The organism is Haloarcula taiwanensis (assembly GCA_002844335.1).
Lineage (GTDB): Archaea > Halobacteriota > Halobacteria > Halobacteriales > Haloarculaceae > Haloarcula > Haloarcula taiwanensis.
This window is the reverse complement of sequence record CP019154.1, coordinates 1,470,514-1,488,870: the sequence shown is the minus strand read 5'-3', so window position 1 is coordinate 1,488,870 and position 18,357 is coordinate 1,470,514. Positions and strand designations below refer to the sequence as shown.

The window sequence follows — 18,357 nt, the reverse complement described above, 5'->3', positions numbered from 1 at the left end:
GGCCACCACCTCCGTCCCGGAGCCAAACCGTTAATCCGCGGGCGGGCCCTCGGATGAGACATGGAGTCGATTCATCCGCGGGTGAGACTGCTGTGGATTCTATCGACGGTTATTCAGGCGTCGGTGCTCGGCGTCATCGCATATCTCGTCGACCGGTTTGCTGTCCCACTGCCACAGACGGTCATCGTCGGCGGCTGGGTCGTGCTCGTGGTTCTGGGTGTCGTCCACGCCGTCGCTGCCCACCGAATCTGGCGATTTGACCTGCAAGACGACGCACTGTTTCTCCTTCGCGGTGTCGTCACCCGGACCGACACGTCAGTCCCGTACGTCCGTGTTCAGCACGTCGATACCACGCGCGGTCCGGTCGAACGCGCTATCGGGCTAGCGAGTGTCGTCGTCTACACCGCCGGGACCCGCGGCGCGGACATCACTATTCCCGGGCTGCGGCCGGAACGGGCGACCGAACTCCGTGAACAGCTCCGTGACCTCGCGAACGAGAGCGAGGCGACGGACGCGGTATGAACCGGCTCCACCCGCGAAGTGCGGTCCTGCGCGTCGCCCGAGCGGCGCTGCAGGGCGGCTTCTTCGGCTTTTTCGGTGGGTCACTTGGGACCGGGATGCTCGGACTGCCGGCGTTTGCGGTTCCGCTGCTTGGCCTGTTCGGCGCGCTGGCATTCAGCGGCTACGCACTGGCGCGCTACCTCCGCTTTCGCTACGAACTTGACGGGGACACGCTCACCGTCGAATCCGGTGTCTTCGCCAGACAGTCCCGGCAGATTCCGCTCGGCCGCGTCCAGAACCTCGATGTCGAGCAGAACATCCTCAATCGCCTGCTCGGCCTCGCTATCGTCCGCTTCGAGACAGCCGGTGGCAGCGCGACGGAGGCCACCCTCGATGCAGTCGACGAGGCCGAAGTCAGACGCCTGCGGAACTACGTGCGGACCCACGACCGGGACGACGAAACTGCGGCGGCCACCTCCGATGCGGTGTCTAAGACTGCGACAGCTGTCCGGTCGGCTCACGCGGACCTCCCCGGCGTGACCGGCCCCACTCCGGCACGCGCGGGCGACGCCCAGACCGCGAATGAGCACGGGGACCCGGTTTCGACGTCGGAGGTGGAGGACCGCGACCAGCCGGACGGGTCGCTGTTGTTCGCCTTCGACCAGCGCGAACTCCTGACGTACGCCCTCGTCTCTGTTCGACCGGCCGCGCCGGTCCTCACGCTGGCGTCGCTCCCGCTGGGGATGGACATTGTCTGGGCCGTGCTGCGGTTCAATGCGACCCTCGTTGGAGCGTCGCTGAATGGGCCTGTCGTCCGCTGGCTAGCCGGCTCACCAGAAACAACGCGAGTTGGCATTTTCGCTGCGATTTCGCTCGCTCAGTTCTTCCTGCTCGCACTGGTCGTTAGCGTGGCGCTAACCGTCATCGAATACTACGGCTTCCAGCTCACGCAGGCTGACGGCGACCTCCGGTACGAGCGTGGACTCCTGCGCCGCTACAGCGGCAACATCCCACTGGAGAAGGTGCAGACGGTAACTATCCGCGAAAACGTCCTGATGCGGCGGTTCGGCTACGCGACGCTGGCCGTCGAGACGGCCGGCTACAGCGGCGGGAACCAGCAGTCGACGCAGGGTGTCGCCGTCCCGCTTGCACCACGCGAGGAGGTGTACGAACTGGCCCGTGACATCGAACCGTTCGGCGACCTTGACTTCGAGCGGTCGCCCAAACGCGCCCGACGGCGCTATCTCGCGCGCTTCTCGCTGGCCGCAGCCGGGCTCACCGCGGTCGCCTACGCCGTGGACGCGCTGGTGCTTGAAACGGGCTACTGGTGGCTCACAGCCCTCCTCTTTCTCCCGGTCGCGCCGGCGGCCCACCTCCGCTGGCGACACCGCGGGTTCGACCTGGACGACTCTGTGCTCGCGACCCGGAGCGGGTTCTGGCGGCGGACGACCCGCATCGTCCCGTACTACCGGCTCCAGACGGTGTTCGTGACGCGCTCGCCGTTCCAGCGTCGTCGCGACCTGGCGACTGTGGGGGCTGACACGGCGAGTTCGTCGAGCCTTCTCGGCGGCATCGCCCGCGTGTACGATATCGACGAGGACACTGCAACAGCGCTCAGAGAGACATTGCGAGAACGCCTCACCGCACACCTCGCGGGACTGCGGCTGGGCGATAGGGCCGGCGACACGGACGGGTAGTCAGCCCCGCGCCCATTCGACCATCCGACCGTACACCTCGTCGGTCGCCAGCGCGTCGCCGTCGCCGACGAGCACGAGCGCCTTCTTCGCCCGCGTGAGCGCGACGTTGATACGCCGGTAGTCCTCGAAGATGGGGCTGTCGAGCGCTCCGGTGGCGACGAACGAGATGATGATGACTTCTTTGCTCGACCCCTGGAACCGGTCGACCGTGTCGACGGTCACGTCGGGTAGACGCTTCGATATCTCCGCGACCTGCGCGCGGTACGGGGCGATGACGCCGATATCGTCGGCTGCTACCCCCGCCGACCGGTACGACGCGACGATGTCGGCGATCCGGTCGGCCTCGGCGGGGTTGGTGTTGCCGACTTGGCTGCCGTCGGGGTCGACAAACGCCACGCGGTCCCGGAGCCGCTTGGGCAGGCTCGTGGTCGAGACGCTGTCGAGGTCATCGAGCCGCTGGGCCGCTACCTCGCCGGTCGCGGGCCGCAACTGCCCGTCGTAGAACTCTCGCGAGGCGAAGGCCTGAATGTGCTGGGCCATCCGGTACTGGCGGTCCAGCATGATGCCGGCCTCGGGGTGGGCCTCCATCAGGCGCTCGAACAGCGAGGTCGACAGCGTCTCGTCTTCCGACTGGACCACGGGCGGGAGCTGCTGGTGGTCGCCGACGAGCACAAACCGGCCGGCGAGCGTCGTCGCCGCGAGCGTCCCCGGCTCGGTCAGTTGGCCGGCTTCGTCGACGACGGCCACGTCGAACTCCTGGGTCTGGAGCGTGCTCCCGCCACAGGTGGCCGTCGTCGCCGCGACGACCTGTGCGGTCTGGAGCCGGCTCGCACACGCACCGGGGTCGCCGCTGGTCTCCAGCCGGTACTTCTGCATGTCCCCGCGGACACCGCTCTCCGTGCCGACGCGGACGATATCGGTGTACCCCTGGTCTTCTAGCGCCTCCAGCAGATTGTCCACGGCGCGGTTGGTAAAGGCAGAGAGCAGTACTCGGTCGCCGCGAGCAACCAGAGCCCGCACCATTCGGGCTAGCGTATAGGTCTTGCCCGTCCCGGGCGGGCCGTGAACGAGCGCGAAGTCCTCCGCGCCGACCGCTAACTGGACGGCCTCGTTCTGGGCGTCGTTGTTGTCGATGAACGTCTCCTCGACGGTATTGAAGTCCGGCTCGCGCCGCCCGAACAGCACGTCCTTCTGCTCGGGCGACTGGAGGAGCACGGCGTCGTGGAGCGCGTTCTGGAGCCGGTCGGTCGTCAGCTCGGAGGGGTACACGTCCAGCCGCCGGAGGTCCAGTGGCTCGTCAGCCGTGACGACGATTTCTTCGCCGAGACGTTCTACGCGGGCCAGTTCAGCGTTGCCGGTCACCGGGTCGCCGTCGCTGGCGAGCACGAGATTTCCTTCGCGGATTTTCGAGACGGCCCCGGTCCCGGTCGCGCGGAGTTCCCACCGGCCGCCGTCGAGTTCCCGGCGGCCGGTCGGTTCGAGGTCGATGAGCGCGCGGTCGTTGTCGGCGCGCTCCTCGGGCGTCTGTTCCCAGAGCTTCGCGTACTCCCGATGGACGGACCGGCGCTCGGCCTCGATTGCCGCGTAGAACTGCTCGAAGTAGTCCAGTTCCTCGTCGGGCACCGCTCGGCCGACCTGTCCAGCCTTGGATTCCTGGTCGAGGCGGCCGGAGACGGCCATACAGGTGTCCTGCTCGAAGCAGTACTCGCATTTCGCGTTGGCCTCGTAGCCGGTCGGCACGCTACAGTCGTACTCCATCGCCGCAATCGCATTGCGCGTCCGGACGACGTAGTTCAGCAGCCCGCTCCCGATAGAGAACTCCTTGGCCGGTGAGAGGTCGCCGCTTTCCTCGGCGCGGTCCACGGCGGCGTTTTTGGTGTACAGGAGCGTGCCCGTATCCGGCGCGGCCTCGACGGCGCTGTCCGCGCCGGCCGTGCGCTCGCCGAGCATCAGCGCGTACGCGGTCGCCTGAATCTTGTCCTGGAATCGGGGCTCTCGCTTGGTGTTCTTGCCGGTCTTGAGTTCGACGGGCATCCCGCGCCGGACGGCATCGGCCCGCCCCTTCATGCCGAACCGCTCGGAGATGAGCGTCATCTCGGAGCGCCACTGGTCTGTTTCAGTTAGCGTCCCCTGCTGGAGCCAGCCCTGAATAGCTGCGGCGTGGTCACGCACGTCGCCGGCCACCTCGTCGGACTCTCGGCCCAGCAATCCGATATCCAGTCCGGCGGCGTCCACCTGCTCCTCGATAGCAGTGTCGAGGTCCCGGCCACGGAGCAGGTCGCCGAACACCTCGTGGACGACGGTCCCCTTCACCAGCGGATAGGCGTGGTCCGCGCCGTCGAGTTTCCGGAGGTAGTACATCCGCGGGCACTGCACCCACGCCCGGATGTCGGTCACGTCGACGAGGAAATCCGGCTGGACGACGAGGGTGGCGTCGCCGCCGACGGAGTACTGCTGCTCGCCCTGGTACTCCCGCTCGTCGGGGTTGTAGACGGCGATCTCCATGCCTGTCTCGATGACGGCGGCGTTCTCAGTCCACTTCCCCCAGAGTGTCACTGTCGTCGGTTCGCCGGCTCCGCGTTCAGGGCGGATGGTCACCTCACAGAGGTCGCTTTCCCCGTACTGGGTGGTCACCGTCTTCGGCTCCTCGATGTCGACGACGACGCCGCGAACGCGATCCGCGCTCACTGGCTGGCCCTCCCCTGTTGCACGGCCCAAGCGAGGGGGCGGACCCTCAAAAGTCGTTCGCGCCGCGGGTCATTCGCTGGTCGCATCGGCTTCGGACTCCGTGTCGGCGGCGTACTCCTGCAGCGTCTCCAGCGATACGTCTTCGAGTACGTCTTCGCTCGTCGCGTCGAGGTTCACCGGCGGTGCACGCCCGGCCTCGTGAGCCTCTATCCAGCGCGGGACACAGACACACCAGTGGTCGCCGGGGTCGAGGCCCGGGAAGTTCAGGTCCGGCCGCGGCGTCACGAGGTCGTTGCCCTGCGCCTTGCTGTACTCTAGAAACTCCGCAGTCATCACGGCACAGATCTCGTGCCGACCGGGGTCACGCTGGAGCGGGTAGCAGTATCCGTCGCGCATGAAGCCCGTCTTCGGGTCCATCGAGCAGGGGGCCAGTTCCCCGCCGAGGACGTTGCGTTCGCTTTCCATACCACGTCTGGCTGTTCCGGGGAGTAAAGCCGTTCGGCTACGCCACTGACAGGCTGGCTGTCACCCGGATGCTTCGCTCCCGCGCAGCGACGACCGGTCACTGTGCCATTCAGGACCGATGGGTTCATTCTGACCCAGTTCAAACAGGAAACTGACAATGCGCGTTCGCGACTGGCAGGACATTCTCGAAGACGTGATGGAGAGCAATGCCAATCCGGGGGACTGGCGTGCCGTCGGGGGCGACCGCGCGAACGGAATCGGCGAGGATATCTACTTCGGACACCCCGATGCCGGCGTCTACCAGCTCAAGACGTACGCGAAGAACCCTTTCGAGGTACAGGGCGTCGGGTCGCAGGTGGCCCGCCGAATCGACGACGACATCGACCCGCTGTTCCCGACCGATGGCTCGGGCATCTTCGGCGTCCAGCAGGGGCCCGAAGACGAGGACGACGCCAAGGAGAAGGCGAAGAACCTCGAAACGGTGCTCGAAACGCACGCTGACGCACCCACATCGCCGCAAGCGCTGCTGGAAGATATGATGGACGCGATGGACTCCCCGGCCTACGGGCCGATGGAGTTCGACCACCACGACCGGCCCGACCAGATGACCGAACTCACCGAGACGTTCGAGGAAGCGGAGGAACTACTCGACGCAGAGTTCGAAGACGTCATCGAGGAAGACGTAGAGCGGGGCTTTTACTGATGGCCGAACGGACAGACGCCGACTGTTACGGGGGCTCCTGATGGTCGGCCCTTCGATGACGGACGCCGACCGGAAACGCTTTCTCAGATACACGCAAGTCGGGTTTGCGCTCCTTATCGGCGGGTCGATGGGGCTTGTGACGATGTATGGCGGTGCCGAGCTGCTGATTGTCGTTGGCGTGTTCGTTGGTGGCACCGCTGTCGGTGGCGCTCTCGCGTGGTATCTCATCCCGGAGAGCATCGCAGAAACCCCGTACGAGTCGGTCGACAGCGGTCCGAAACCCGGCGCAAAGATGAAGCAACGTCGGCAGGAGAACGACGGCTCCAGACAGCAGGCAGCTGAGGACGACGGCCGGCTCTCACAGAACCGCGACTAGAGGAAGTCGTCCTGCATCGCGGGGTCCTGCTGTTCGGAGGCCGTCTGGTCGAAAATCTCTTCGTCGAGCGTTTCGGTCTCTTCGGTCGTAGTATTATAGGCCGAAATCCCCCGCTTCAGGAGATCTTCGACTGCTTGGTCGCGGTTGAGGAACTCGCCCTGTTCGACGAGTCGCTGGATGTCCGAGTCCACCTGGTCCGGGAGTGACACCTTGATCTTGCTCACACTTGCCGCCTATACTGTTCGGACATAAAAACCCACCCCTGCTTTTGAGAGGGGTCAAAAAGGCGCACACGTGAATGCGCGAAACCGTCACACACTTGCCGGCGGCCGACACGAACCACAGTGTGAACGCGAACGACCGAGCGATCACTGCACTGGTCATGCTCGCACACGGGCTGGTCCACACCTACGAGATGGCGGTCCCGATATTCGTCGTCATCTGGCTCACCGAGTTCGACCTCATTAACCTCGGTATCGCTCAGTTCGACGTGACAACGGCGACCGTCGGCGTCATCGTAACAGTAGGCTATGGCCTGTTCGGGGCCGGCGCGCTCCCGGGCGGCATCATCGTCGACCGAATCGGTTCCCGCCGGCTCATCACCGGCTGTCTGCTCGGCATGGGTGGGTCGTACATCCTGCTGGGACTGGCTCCGAGTATGGTCGTTATCGCGCTCGCGCTCATCCTCTGGGGAATCTCTGCCAGCGTGTACCATCCGGCGGGGCTCTCGCTTATCAGCAAAGGTGTCGAACAGCGCGGGACCGGACTCGCCTATCACGGCGTCGCTGGCAACCTGGGTATCGGTCTCGGTCCGCTCGTCGCCGCGATTCTCCTGTTGGTCGCCGAGTGGCGGACCGTCGCGCTCGTTCTCGGGGTTCCGGCGCTGCTCGCCGCCGTCTACGCCTCGCAGGCGAGTTTCGACGAAACGGCGGCGGTGACGACGGCGACTGACGGCGGGTCGAAGGCCAACAGCGGCATCGACTCCCTCGGAGAGTTCCTCTCGGAGAGCAAGCACTTGCTGGCCGGGAGTTTTCTCTTCGTGTTCGTCGTCGTCATGTGCTCGGGGCTGTACTACCGCGGTGTCCTCACGTTCCTCCCGGAACTCCTGCGAGACTTGCCGGGCTTCGAGCCAATCCCGGTGGAGACGTTACTGCCACCCACCGTGCTCTCAGCGCTTGGCATCGAAACCGGAACGGGGCAGGCCTTCAAGCCACAGGACTATTTTTACGCCGGCCTGTTGCTCATCGGCGTCCTCGGCCAGTACGCCGGGGGGAAACTCAGCGACCGGATTCCCGTCGAGTACGGTATCGCCGGGTCGTTCCTCGTGCTTGCCGTCCTTGCAGTGCTGTTCGTTCCGGTGTCGGCGATAGGCTTCGGGCCGCTGGCGGTGCTCGGTGCGCTTCTGGGCGTCGCGCTGTTCGTCGTCCAGCCGATGTATCAGGCCGCCGTCGCGGAGCACACGCCCACTGGCACGCGCGGACTGTCGTACGGCTACACGTATCTGGGTGTGTTCGGGGTCGGCGCGCTCGGTGGCGGGCTGGCGGGGTCGATTCTGGCTTTCGCGAACGTGACGGCGCTGTTCGGGACACTCGCCGGAATCGCACTCGTCGCTGTCCTCGCGGGAACCACCCTCGCTCGTCGTTCGTGACTCCCTGAGTGAGAGGCAGGCCGTCGCATCGCTTGCTATTTCTGTCTGTACAATCTACCTGCCGCTCAGATGGACGCCGCAGTTATCGTCCCGGCCTACAACGAGGCGGAGTCGCTGGCCCGCTGTCTGGCTCCCTTCGAGTCACAGCCCGTCGAACTGGTCGTCGTGGTCGGCGGCGACGACGGGACGGAACAGGTAGCCCGCGACGCCCCCTTCGTCGACACCGTCGTCCGGTGCGACGAGGGCGGAGCGGGAATCGCCAGGAACCGCGGAGCAGAAGCCGCGACAGCGCCGATACTGCTGTTTACCGATGCCGATACGGTCGTCCCCGAGGACTGGGTCCGCCTGCATCTCAGGCACTACACCGACGACGATGTGGTGGGGGTCGGCGGCCCCGCACGCCCGCTCGAAGACAGCCTCAAACACCGCGTGCTGTTCAAACTGCTGTCGGACTACTGGTATCGGGTCTCGTGGCCGCTGGGCTTCGTCCAGCAACCGGGCTTCAACTGTAGCTTCCGGGCCGACGCCTTCGAGGCCGCGGGCGGCTTCGACGAAGACATTCCGTTTATGGAGGATACAGAACTCTCTCTCCGGATGAAAGACTACGGCCGGATTGTCTACGATGCGGACTCCTGTGTCGCTACGTCGGCCCGCCGTGAGGCCGACGAGGGGTATCTCTCGCTGTTTGCGAAGTACGTCCGCGGGTACGCGAACCACTACATCCTTCGCCGGGAGTTCGATGCCGACTACTTCTGAGAAGGGCAACCTTTTCAACGCACACACCGGAGCACTGACACGATGAGTGGCTGGCGGTCACTGCCCCGACGTGCTGTCGAACAGGGACGGTCGGACCTCCGGGACGACCCCTATCTCCGCTATATTCTCCTCCTGTCGACTGTGCTGGTCGGATTCTGGTTCTGGCACCGCATCCCGAACTTCGCGACCCGGGACGAGTACAGCCGCCTGCTCGACGCGATGGTCGTCTACGGCTCAGTCCTCGAAGAACCGACCTTCGAGGGTCTCAAGGCCGGTGTCGAGTGGGGCCGGGCCCCGTTCGGCGCGACGCTGTACCTCTACGTACTCGCCATCCTCCCTGTCGTCCTTGTCGCAGCACTGACCGGCGACCTGGGCGCGTTCACAGCCATCGCCTTCCCAAGCTGGGAGTTCGGCCACTACGAGGCCTGGGCCGCCACGCCCGAGTGGATATGGACCGGGAGCCTCGTCTTCATCCGGCTAACCAACGTCGTTGCTGCACTCTGTGCCGTCTACCTCACCTACCGCCTGGGCGTCGCAATCGAGGGGCGCAACGCGGGCCGGCTGTCGGCGGTCGTGCTCTCGCTGACCTTCGGCTTCCTCACCATCTCGAAGGAAGCCGGCGAGGATATGCCGGCGCTGGTGTTTGTCCTCCTCGCGCTGTACCTGCTGGTCAGGTACGTTCAGACCGACGACGGAACGCTGTTTCTAGCGGCGAGCGCCGCTGGCGGGGTCGCCATCGCGTTCAAACTGACGGCCGCGCCGGTTATCCTGCTTATCGGCGTCGCCTTCCTGCTGCGTGCCCGTGTCGCTGACGCGCCGCTAACGGAGACGCTGTACCGGCCGAAGCTCCTCCTGAGCGGCGCTTTGCTTGGGTTCGTCATGATCGTGCTTGGATTCCCGACCGCGCTCGTGGCGGGTCCCGAGCCGTTCATCGAGCGGGTGTTCGGCGGCTCGACCTCGCGGATGAGTCACCCGACCGGTCCCGACGCCCCGATGTGGTGGTGGTTCCTGCGGGGGTACTTCAGCGCGCTTGGACTGCCGCTGGTTGCCGCGGCCGCAGCCAGCATCGTGGCGACCGTTGCGACGTTGCGTGACCGCGGTGTCGCCGTCCACGGCACTGTCCTCGTCCTGACGGGACTGATAGCCTACATCGCCATGTTCTCTCAGTGGCACGACTTCCGGGTCCACCACCTCTTGCCGACGTTCCCGCTGCTCGCCTTACTCGTCGGGGGACGACTGGTGGACCTCCGCGAGCGCTCGTCGTCTCTGGCGCGACCGGTGATGGCCGTTCTGTTGGTAACAACGGCCGTCTACGCCGGTATCGGGGCAGCCCAGTTCGCGTCGATGCCCCGGGACGAGGCGACAGCGTGGCTCGAAGACAACAGCGACGAGGGGGACGTGGTGGAGTCGTATCGCGTCCACATCCAAGACACTGCTATCCCGCACTCGCTGACCGCCCGCCACGTCGCCGGTCAGGACTCGGAAGCGGAGGAAGCGATGGCGTGTCCGCGATACATTCAGGTCGGGTACCGTGACCTGCTCTACCTCAAAGAAGACACCTACTACCGGAACGGTGACGCACAGGCCGTCTACCTCCGGAAGCTTCTGAACGAGGAGTATAACTACCGAATCGTCGCGGAGTTCGGGGAGCGGCCGCCGAACTTCGTGCCCCAGCGGCCGACGCCCGGTTCCTTTACCGACCTGCTCCGACTCGGCGTTGTCCCGCACACGGACCAGTTCGCCGACGAGCAGGAACTCGCGGCGAACCAGTACACGCTGATTTTGGAGCGTGACGGCCAGTGCGACACGAGCCGGCATCCGCCCTTCTGAGTCCCTCTTTGCGTAGCTCTTTCCGGCTACTCTGTCGTCAGTGACGTCACGTCGAGTCGAACAGAGGGATACCAGCCCGCAAGCGACGGCAGGTAGATACTGAGGAACCGGTCGACGAAGATGATCGGGATGATAACTGCTGCCGGGATGCCCAGCGCGACGAACACCGCTGTCGCCGTCGCTTCGGTGATGCCGATACCGCCGGGCGTCAGCGGCAAGAGTGTCACAGTGTATGCGACCAGCAGATACAGCGGCACCGCGACCAGTGGTTCGAACCCGACGCCGAAACTCCCCAGCAGCAAGCCGACGCGGACGCCGGGCGCAAGGACGAGATCGACGGCCCAGCCGATTGCGTACCGCAGCCACACTGCCGGCTCGCTCGCCAGTGTCCGGAACGTCGTGGTTGAGCTGTCCGTGAATTCGAGCAGGCCGTCGAGTCGGGCCGCGAGCCTTTCGCCGACGCGTGGGACCTGGACTGCGACCCCGGACAGCCAGCCGATAAGGCGGTCCAGATAGGTGAGCTTGAGTCCTCCGAACAGTATGGCGAGACCGGCTACGAAGTAGAGGCTCGTCGCGAGCGCCAGCACCACGAGGAGTTCGGGCCGGAGCAGTGGAATCGCCAAGACGAGTCCCGCGGTCGCCGCGACGCCGTAGTACAGCGCGAAGACAGCGGTGTGAAGCGCTGAGGCGGCTGCGGCGTCGCTGTAGTCCATCCCGGTCTGGCTCCGGAGGACAAATGGTGCGGCTAGCCGTCCGGAGAGCCGCGAGGGGAGCAACTGGTTGACGAAGTTCACGATGAGGGTCGTTCCAGCGGCGGTCCGGAACCGGACAGGGGACAGCGGGGAGATTACCGCGTGCCACGTGTAGGCTCGGCCACAGATGCCGAGGGCGCTGACGGCGACGATCGCGAGCGCTGTCTCGCTCTCGACGCCGGCGAGCAGGTCGATTGCGCTCCCGATGTCGAACTGCGTGAGCAGCCACGAAAGCGCACCGACGGCGATACCGTACTGGGCAACCGTGATGCCCAGGTCACGAGCCCGACTCGTCACGGCGTCTCGCCCCTGTGTAGCTGTGACGCGGCCGCCTCACCGTCAGCTAAAACGGCCCGTGCGGTCGTGAACTCGAAGTCCTGTTGCAGAATCCGTTCGACGGCCCGGCGCATCCAGTCACCAGTTCTGACGTACACCCGCGTCGGCACTCCCTCAACGGCTGGCAGGTCGACCAGTTCCCACGGATGGACGTACAGCATTGGCGTGATACCACGCCGGGCTAGTAATTTCATGCCCAGAATCGTGTATCGCGGGCCGAAAAACCGGAGCCAGGTCCCGGTGAGAGGTAACTGCAGGCCGGGCATGACGCTCGCCGGGAACTCCGTAACGCTGTCCGGCGCGTCTGGACGCACGGCCGTCGCCGGCACCGGCTCGTGAATGTCGTACTCGCCGCCGTACCACCCCGGTATTGACCGACTGGAGACGACGCTAGAGTCGTACGTGTACCCGGTATCGGCAAGCAGGTCGAAGTGGTCGTCGGTGATGTCGAAGGCAGGCGCGCGGAACCCGGAGACGCGTTTGCCGGTAACTCGCTCCAGCACGGCCTTCGACTGGGACAACTCCGCTCGTCGCTCCTCGCTGTCGAGAGCAGAGAGCAACTGGTGTGTCTGCGTGTGCGAGCCGATTTCGATACCCGCATCAGACAGCGCTCGCACGGCGTCGGGATGGGTCTGAGCGACTGATGAGACCACGAATGCGGTCGAAGTCGCATCGTACTTTGCGAGCGTGTCCCTGAAAAATCGACCGCCGTCGAGGCCGACACCGTCGCGGTCGGTCGTCCCCGATGCGCTCCGGTAGGCCGGCGTCTGGGTGAACAGCTCGAAATCTATCGACAACACCGCCCGGTCAGTCATCCTGCTCGTCCTCGGTCCGTAGCTGGTGTTCCTCCAGTTCGCTCCGGAGGAGGCTCAGCTCCTCGTTCAGCCGCGACAGCCGGTCGTACATATGCCCGATTCGGTTGAGCAGGTACGTCACCGCGACGAACAGCGTCAGGTTCGAGATGACGAGGATGGCACGCGCCTTCCATTCGAGGCCCAGCAGCCGCGCCACGACCTCGAACACGTTGGGAACGACGGCGACGACGATGAGCCCTGCGCCGAGCAGCAGCGACATCACAAACAGCTCTAGTGACTCGCGTTCGCTTCTGACGATGATGTACCCGTTCGCGAGGAAGGCCAGGCCGACGACCAGCGACAGGAGGTTGACCAGTGAGTAATCGAATCCAAAGACCATACTTAGCGAAAGAGGAGGACGCGAAACACCGTGTCAGTCATCCGAAGCGGGTACAGCACGAGCGTGTCGAGGCTGAACTGCGACTCGCCCTCGTCCCGGATCGGCATCTCTATCGATACTTCTTCGATGCGGTGGCCGCGCTGGGCCGCATCGAGCGTCTGTTCGACCGCCCAGTGGTTGTCCGAGCGGTGGAGGATGTCCTCTAAGGCCGACACGCGGTAGACGCGAAAGCCGCTGGTCACGTCGGTGATGTCGATGCCGCCGAGTTTGCGGACGACGGTGGTAAAGAAGGTGATCCCCAGCCGCCTGACCAGCGGGTAATCCTCGATGCTCTCGTTCAGGTAGCGGCTGCCGATGACCATGTCCGCGTCCTCCGCGTGGTCCAGCAGGGTCGGAATCTTCGCCGGGTCGTGTTGGCCGTCGGCATCGACCTGCACGACGAAGTCGTAGTCGTGCCGAATCGCGTACTGATAGCCCGTCCTGACGGCCCCACCGACACCGGTGTTGAACACATGCGTGACGACGTGTGCACCGTGCTTCCGGGCGACGGCTGCGGTGTCGTCAGACGAGCCGTCGTCGACGACGACGACCTCGTCGACGTGCTGGCTGGTCCCGTCAATCACCGACCCGATGGTGCTCGACTCGTTGTACGCGGGGATGACGGCGACTGTTCGCACTGGTGGAAACGCCGCTAGCAGCGAACTTAGAATTGTCGTTCTCTGGAATTGTCTCAGTCCTCCCTGTCGCCCTTCTTTGACCGCTCAGGGCACGGTATACAGACCTCCCAGGGTCACAGCCGACTGCAGGCCGAACGGCCGGACTGGTTCCGGCTCACACACGCGGTGCGGAATGCCCACTCTCAATCTTCGTTCCCCGAGGGGAGCCGTACTCGACATCAGTCATGATGAATAGGGCAAGAATGAAAACACACCGCGCGGTACGTACTGGCATGAGTGTCGAGCAGGAGCAGACGGAACGGACCATCAGGTGTCTGGTGGCGAAAGTCGGACTCGACGGTCACGACCGGGGCGCACACGTCATCGCGCGGGCGCTCCGAGACGCCGGCTTCGAAGTGATATACTCGGGACTCCACCGAGCACCCGACGAAGTCGTGCAGGCCGCCGTGCAGGAGGACGTGGATGTCGTCGGCATCTCCATCCTCTCGGGGGCGCACAACACGCTCGTTCCAAAGATTCTCGACGGACTGAAGGAGTACGATGCGTTCGACGACCGTCTCATTCTCGTCGGCGGCATCGTTCCGGACGACGATCAGGAAGAACTCCGCGGGCAGGGCGTCGACGAGATATTCGGTCCGGGCGCGTCGATGGAGGAGATGATCGACTACATCCACCAGAACGCGCCCGAGCGATGAGCGACCTCGTCGCTGACCTGCTTGCGGGCAAGCACAGCGCTCTCGCCAGGGTCATCACGAAGATAGAGAACCGCTCGCCGGGGTATCGGGAGATCATCTCCGACCTCCACCAGCACACCGGGACAGCCGACGTGGTCGGCGTCACCGGCAGTCCCGGCGCGGGCAAGTCCACGCTGGTCGACAAGGTCGCAGCGACCTACCGCGAGCGGGGCCAGACTGTCGGTGTCATCGCTATCGACCCGTCCTCGCCGTTTTCCGGCGGCGCAGTACTCGGCGACCGGATACGAATGGCCTCGAACGCCGGCGACATGGACATGTTCTTCCGGTCGATGTCCGCTCGCGGCTCGCTGGGCGGGCTGTCAACGGCGACGACCGACGCCGTGACCGCGCTGGACGCCTTCGGCAAGGACAAGATCATCGTCGAGACGGTCGGTGCAGGCCAAAACGAGGTCGACATCGTCCGCACGGCCGACACCGTCGCCGTGCTCGTGCCGCCGGGGAGCGGCGATGACGTGCAGATGCTCAAGGCCGGGATCCTCGAAATCGGTGACGTGTTCGTCGTCAACAAGGCTGACCTCGACGGAGCCGACCGGACTGTCCAGCAGCTCCGGGAGATGCTTCAGGGACAGAGCGGACGACCGAACTCCGGCCATCACGGCGCGACTGAACTCGCAGCCGACGACGCCGAGGCAGACGCCGAGGAGAGCGGCACGGAGACGTGGGACCCCCCAATCGTGGAGACGGTGGCTAACCGGGGCGAGGGCGTCGAGGACTTCCTGAACGCGCTGGCCGACCACGGCGACTATCTGGACCGAACCGGCCGACGAGAGGGGCAGGCACGGGAGCGATTCGCCGCCGAGATCCGAACCCTGCTCCGGGAGGACGCAAACGAACTACTGGTCGATGAACTCGACCGCCGCGGCGGTATCGAACAGTACGTCGACGCTGTCATCGAGCGCCACACCGACCCGTACACCGTCGTCGACGAGGTTCTCGCGCCGCTCCGGGAGTGTCTCGACGAGCCTCGCGACGAGAACTGAGTTCGGGTCTGTCGCGTCCGCGGCTACGGTTGCCCGCGACGATAGCGACAGTCATCTGACGCTCGTCCAGCATGTATAACATACTCGGGGCTCCAAGTCATCAATATGAAACTCCGCAAGGCGCTCGGTGCGGTCGTCGGAGCGGTCGGTGCGACAGCCGCTGCCAACCGCGTGCTGCAGTCGCAGGCCGGTGCGTTCGAACCGATGCTCGAGGGGGAACAGGGGACGTACCGCTGGCGCGGGTTCGATATCGCGTACACTGAGGCTGGCGACCCGTCGGACCCGGACCTCGTGCTGTTTCACGGCATCAACGCCGCTGCCAGCAGTCACGAGTTCCACACGGTGTTCGACACGCTGGCGGAGGAGTACCACGTCATCGCGCCTGACCTACCGGGTTTTGGGCACACAGACCGCCCGCCGCTGCTGTACTCGGCCTCGCTGTACACAGCCTTCGTCCGCGATTTCATCGAGGACAACACCACCGACGCGACCGTCGTCGCGTCGTCTCTGACAGGGGCATACGCCGCCAGCGCGGCACAGGAGGTTGAGGTGAAGGAACTTGTCCTCATCTGCCCGACAGACACTTCGATGGGGAACCGCACCGTCTGGCTCCGATCGCTGTTGCGCGCGCCCGTCGTCGGCGAGGCAATCTACAACCTCACCGTCTCGAAGCCCTCCATCCGCCACTTCCACGCTGACCACGGGTACTACGATATGGACAACCTCACCGACGCAGTGGTCGACTACGAGTGGCAGAGCGGCCACCAGCCCGGTGCGCGGTTCGCGCCGGCGTCGTTCGTCTCCGGCTTCCTCGACCCGGAGGACGACCTCGGCGAAGTACTGGCAAGCCTCGACGTGCCCGTGACGCTGGTCTGGGGTGAGGATGCCGACATCACACCGCTGTCGAAGGGTCGTGACCTGGCCGAACAGGCGGATGCGATGCTCGTCGTGTTCGGTGATTCGCTGCTCTTGCCCCACGTCGAACACCCCGGTGAGTTCGTCGACGTGGTCCGCGACAGAGTGACGTCGGTAACGGTCGAGAACTGAGTTAGCGCGGCCGGAACACGACGGCTCTCTCGCCGGTCGTCACGCGCTCGCCGACATCGATGCCGACCACGTCGCCGATAGCGACGTCGTCAGGGTCCACGCCGCGGACGAGTCCCGTAACCGAAACCGGGCCGAAGTCGGCGATGGCGGTGACGTAGGGCGCGTCGTCCTCGAACTGTGGCGTCGGGACGGTAATCGTCGTGTGGCTCGCGATTTCGCCGGATTCTGGCAGATCGACCGCCGAGAGTTCCTGGTCGTGGCAGCGCGGACACACTCGCCGGGGCGGCAGCCAGCCGTGGCCGTTCGAACATTCGAGGTAGTACCCGTCGCCAGATTCGATGCTGTCGAGCCACGCGTCGTACTCGCCATCCTGTGCGGATTCAGTCATTCTTGTACCTCCATGACGTGGACAGTCGTAGACGCGACCGTACCCCCCGCGTTGTGTGCGACACCGACGGTGCTGTCCGGGACGGCGTCGGCCCGCGGATGCGACCCGTCGAGAAGCCAGGCAACGGTCGCCAGTTGGGCGACGCCGGTCGCGCCGACCGGGTGACCCTTGGCTTTCAGCCCGCCCGAGAGATTTATCGGGCGGTCGCCATCGCGGGTCGTCTCCCCGTTGCGCGCCGCGGCGATGCCCTCACCGCGCTCGTAGAAGCCAAGCGATTCGATTGCGAACACTTCAGCGATGGTGAAACAGTCGTGGACCTCGGCGAAATCGACATCGTCGGGACCGACGCCGGCGTCGCCGTACGCCTCTTCGGCGGCCTTGTCGGCGGCGGGCGTCTGTGCCAGATGTGGACGGTCCTGTAGCGCGAGATTGTCGCCGCCCTGCCCGGTCCCGGTGATGGCGACCGGGGCGTCCAAGTTGTGTTCCTCGGCGTAGGCCTCCGTCGTCAGGACGGCAGCCGCGGCCCCGTCAGTAATCGGACAGGAGTCGTACAGGCCGAGCGGGTCCGCAATCGTCGGGGCCTCCAGCGCGTCCTCGATCGTGATTTCCTGCTGAATCTGTGCGTGTTCGTTGACCAGGGCGTGTTCGTGGTTCTTGACGGCGACGTGAGCGAGATCCTCGTGGGAGCCGCCGTACTGGTCGAAGTACGACCGGGCCATCAGCGCGTACGCCCCGGGGAAGGTCATCCCGGCACGGACCTCGTAGAGGTCGTCGGCGGCGATGGCGAGCGCGTCTGTCGCCGCTGCCGTCCCGATGTTGGTCATCCGTTCCGCGCCGCCGACGACGACGACCTCCGCCTCGCCGTTCCGGATCGTCTTGACGGCTTCACGAACGGCTGTCCCGGCGGATGCACAGGCCGCTTCCACGCGGGTCGCCGGAACGTCCAGCCCGATGGCCTCGGCCATCAGCGGGCCCTGGTGGCCCTGGTGTTCCGCGAGTTCGCCCATGAAGTTGCCGTAATAGAGCGCTTCAGCGTCCTCCGGGTCGATTCCAGCCTGCGAGAGCGCTTCGAGTCCGGCCTCGGCGAACAGGTCTCGGCCGGTCCGTTCGGGGTGTTTCCCGAACTGTGTTACGCTAGCCCCGGCAATACGTGGGTCTGACATTATCACCCAGTGCGCGCTGACGGCTTAAATGCCTACTGCTCGGATGCTTAATTAGCGCATATTCACCTGCTTAAACGCCTGCAAACGGGATATGCGTTCTCAGCCAGAAGTACTTCTCACAACGGAATTGTAGCCCACAAGGGAACTACGTCGAATCAGTTCACAATTTCGGCGATACGCTGTGGCTCTCCTGACAGCGCTGGTTCCGGCTCGACCATCTGCAACACCTCGTGGTCGGTGACGTTCGGATACGACTTCTGGATAGCATCCTCGATGAGGGCCTTTTCGAGGCGGAACTCCGTCCCCTCGTAAACGACATCCACGCCCTGTTCGTCAAACGACAGTACAGTCATACCACGAATTACGCACGGCACGAATAAAAGGATAGTCTCTCGTGTGGC

General features: G+C 65.0%; 20 protein-coding genes. 10 read left to right on the top strand and 10 right to left on the bottom strand.

Features of this window, described 5'->3' with window-relative positions:
* Positions 1–60: 60 nt before the first annotated feature.
* Positions 61–522 (top strand): hypothetical protein, encoded by a 462-nt coding sequence (locus BVU17_07685; protein ID AUG47408.1) that lies wholly within the window; start codon positions 61–63, stop codon positions 520–522.
* The gene (locus tag BVU17_07680) at positions 519–2,198 is read left to right on the top strand and encodes a hypothetical protein (GenBank protein ID AUG47407.1); all 1,680 of its coding nucleotides are present in this window, start codon (positions 519–521) and stop codon (positions 2,196–2,198) included. The genes BVU17_07685 and BVU17_07680 overlap by 4 nt, the downstream gene beginning before the upstream one ends.
* Here the strand turns inward: BVU17_07680 and BVU17_07675 are convergent, their stop codons facing one another.
* The gene (locus BVU17_07675; GenBank protein ID AUG48862.1) at positions 2,199–4,886 is read right to left on the bottom strand and encodes an AAA family ATPase; all 2,688 of its coding nucleotides are present in this window, start codon (positions 4,884–4,886) and stop codon (positions 2,199–2,201) included.
* A 69-nt stretch (positions 4,887–4,955) separates the two neighbouring features.
* A complete protein-coding gene (locus BVU17_07670) occupies positions 4,956–5,351 on the bottom strand; it encodes a hypothetical protein (GenBank protein AUG47406.1) in 396 nt (131 codons plus the stop codon).
* Positions 5,352–5,508: 157 nt separating this feature from the next.
* On the opposite strand from BVU17_07670, the gene BVU17_07665 reads away from it, so the two are divergent.
* Together BVU17_07665 and BVU17_07660 are read left to right on the top strand one after the other, a co-directional pair.
* A complete protein-coding gene (locus BVU17_07665) occupies positions 5,509–6,054 on the top strand; it encodes a hypothetical protein (GenBank protein ID AUG47405.1) in 546 nt (181 codons plus the stop codon).
* A gap of 40 nt (positions 6,055–6,094) precedes the next feature.
* Entirely contained in the window at positions 6,095–6,430 is a 336-nt protein-coding gene (locus BVU17_07660) for a hypothetical protein (GenBank protein ID AUG47404.1), read from the top strand.
* Here the strand turns inward: BVU17_07660 and BVU17_07655 are convergent.
* Positions 6,427–6,654, bottom strand: a complete 228-nt coding sequence (locus BVU17_07655; GenBank protein AUG47403.1) for a CopG family transcriptional regulator — start codon at positions 6,652–6,654, stop codon at positions 6,427–6,429. The two genes, BVU17_07660 and BVU17_07655, sit on opposite strands and share 4 nt — an antisense overlap.
* Positions 6,655–6,728: 74 nt before the next feature.
* Between BVU17_07655 and BVU17_07650 the strand changes: the two genes are divergently transcribed.
* The 3 genes from BVU17_07650 (at position 6,729) to BVU17_07640 (ending at position 10,664) form a co-directional block, all read left to right on the top strand.
* Positions 6,729–8,078, top strand: coding sequence for an MFS transporter (locus BVU17_07650; GenBank protein ID AUG47402.1), 1,350 nt, complete (start codon positions 6,729–6,731; stop codon positions 8,076–8,078).
* 69 nt (positions 8,079–8,147) lie between these two features.
* Positions 8,148–8,834 carry a glycosyl transferase gene (locus tag BVU17_07645; GenBank protein ID AUG47401.1) on the top strand — a complete coding sequence of 229 codons (687 nt, stop codon included), beginning with the start codon at positions 8,148–8,150 and terminating at the stop codon, positions 8,832–8,834.
* Between the two features lie 42 nt (positions 8,835–8,876).
* Positions 8,877–10,664, top strand: coding sequence for a dolichyl-phosphate-mannose--protein mannosyltransferase (locus BVU17_07640; protein AUG47400.1), 1,788 nt, complete (start codon positions 8,877–8,879; stop codon positions 10,662–10,664).
* Positions 10,665–10,690: 26 nt separating this feature from the next.
* Here BVU17_07640 and BVU17_07635 read toward each other — a convergent pair whose 3' ends face one another.
* The 4 genes from BVU17_07635 to BVU17_07620 are packed head-to-tail and all read right to left on the bottom strand — an operon-like array spanning position 10,691 to position 13,623.
* Complete coding sequence (locus tag BVU17_07635) at positions 10,691–11,713, bottom strand: hypothetical protein (protein AUG47399.1); 1,023 nt, start codon at positions 11,711–11,713, stop codon at positions 10,691–10,693.
* The gene (locus BVU17_07630) at positions 11,710–12,567 is read right to left on the bottom strand and encodes a polysaccharide deacetylase (GenBank protein AUG47398.1); all 858 of its coding nucleotides are present in this window, start codon (positions 12,565–12,567) and stop codon (positions 11,710–11,712) included. The genes BVU17_07635 and BVU17_07630 overlap by 4 nt, the downstream gene beginning before the upstream one ends.
* The gene (locus tag BVU17_07625; protein ID AUG47397.1) at positions 12,560–12,946 is read right to left on the bottom strand and encodes a hypothetical protein; all 387 of its coding nucleotides are present in this window, start codon (positions 12,944–12,946) and stop codon (positions 12,560–12,562) included. The genes BVU17_07630 and BVU17_07625 overlap by 8 nt, the downstream gene beginning before the upstream one ends.
* Positions 12,947–12,948: 2 nt before the next feature.
* Positions 12,949–13,623 carry a glycosyl transferase family 2 gene (locus BVU17_07620; GenBank protein AUG47396.1) on the bottom strand — a complete coding sequence of 225 codons (675 nt, stop codon included), beginning with the start codon at positions 13,621–13,623 and terminating at the stop codon, positions 12,949–12,951.
* A 272-nt stretch (positions 13,624–13,895) separates the two neighbouring features.
* Between BVU17_07620 and BVU17_07615 the strand changes: the two genes are divergently transcribed.
* The 3 genes from BVU17_07615 to BVU17_07605 all read left to right on the top strand — a co-directional run bounded on the left by BVU17_07615 (position 13,896) and on the right by BVU17_07605 (position 16,405).
* Positions 13,896–14,318 (top strand): methylmalonyl-CoA mutase, encoded by a 423-nt coding sequence (locus BVU17_07615; GenBank protein ID AUG47395.1) that lies wholly within the window; start codon positions 13,896–13,898, stop codon positions 14,316–14,318.
* Positions 14,315–15,358: an LAO/AO transport system ATPase gene (locus tag BVU17_07610; protein AUG47394.1), complete on the top strand. Its 1,044-nt coding sequence runs from the start codon at positions 14,315–14,317 to the stop codon at positions 15,356–15,358. The genes BVU17_07615 and BVU17_07610 overlap by 4 nt, the downstream gene beginning before the upstream one ends.
* 105 nt (positions 15,359–15,463) lie before the next feature.
* The gene (locus tag BVU17_07605) at positions 15,464–16,405 is read left to right on the top strand and encodes an alpha/beta hydrolase (GenBank protein ID AUG47393.1); all 942 of its coding nucleotides are present in this window, start codon (positions 15,464–15,466) and stop codon (positions 16,403–16,405) included.
* A 1-nt stretch (position 16,406) separates the two neighbouring features.
* Here BVU17_07605 and BVU17_07600 read toward each other — a convergent pair whose 3' ends face one another.
* The 3 genes from BVU17_07600 to BVU17_07590 form a co-directional block, all read right to left on the bottom strand.
* The gene (locus tag BVU17_07600) at positions 16,407–16,793 is read right to left on the bottom strand and encodes a nucleic acid-binding protein (protein AUG47392.1); all 387 of its coding nucleotides are present in this window, start codon (positions 16,791–16,793) and stop codon (positions 16,407–16,409) included.
* On the bottom strand, positions 16,790–17,956 hold the full coding sequence (locus tag BVU17_07595) for a 3-ketoacyl-CoA thiolase (GenBank protein ID AUG47391.1): 1,167 nt from the start codon (positions 17,954–17,956) through the stop codon (positions 16,790–16,792). Before BVU17_07595 ends, BVU17_07600 begins: the two co-directional genes overlap by 4 nt.
* A gap of 155 nt (positions 17,957–18,111) precedes the next feature.
* Complete coding sequence (locus BVU17_07590; GenBank protein AUG47390.1) at positions 18,112–18,309, bottom strand: hypothetical protein; 198 nt, start codon at positions 18,307–18,309, stop codon at positions 18,112–18,114.
* Positions 18,310–18,357 lie beyond the last annotated feature (48 nt).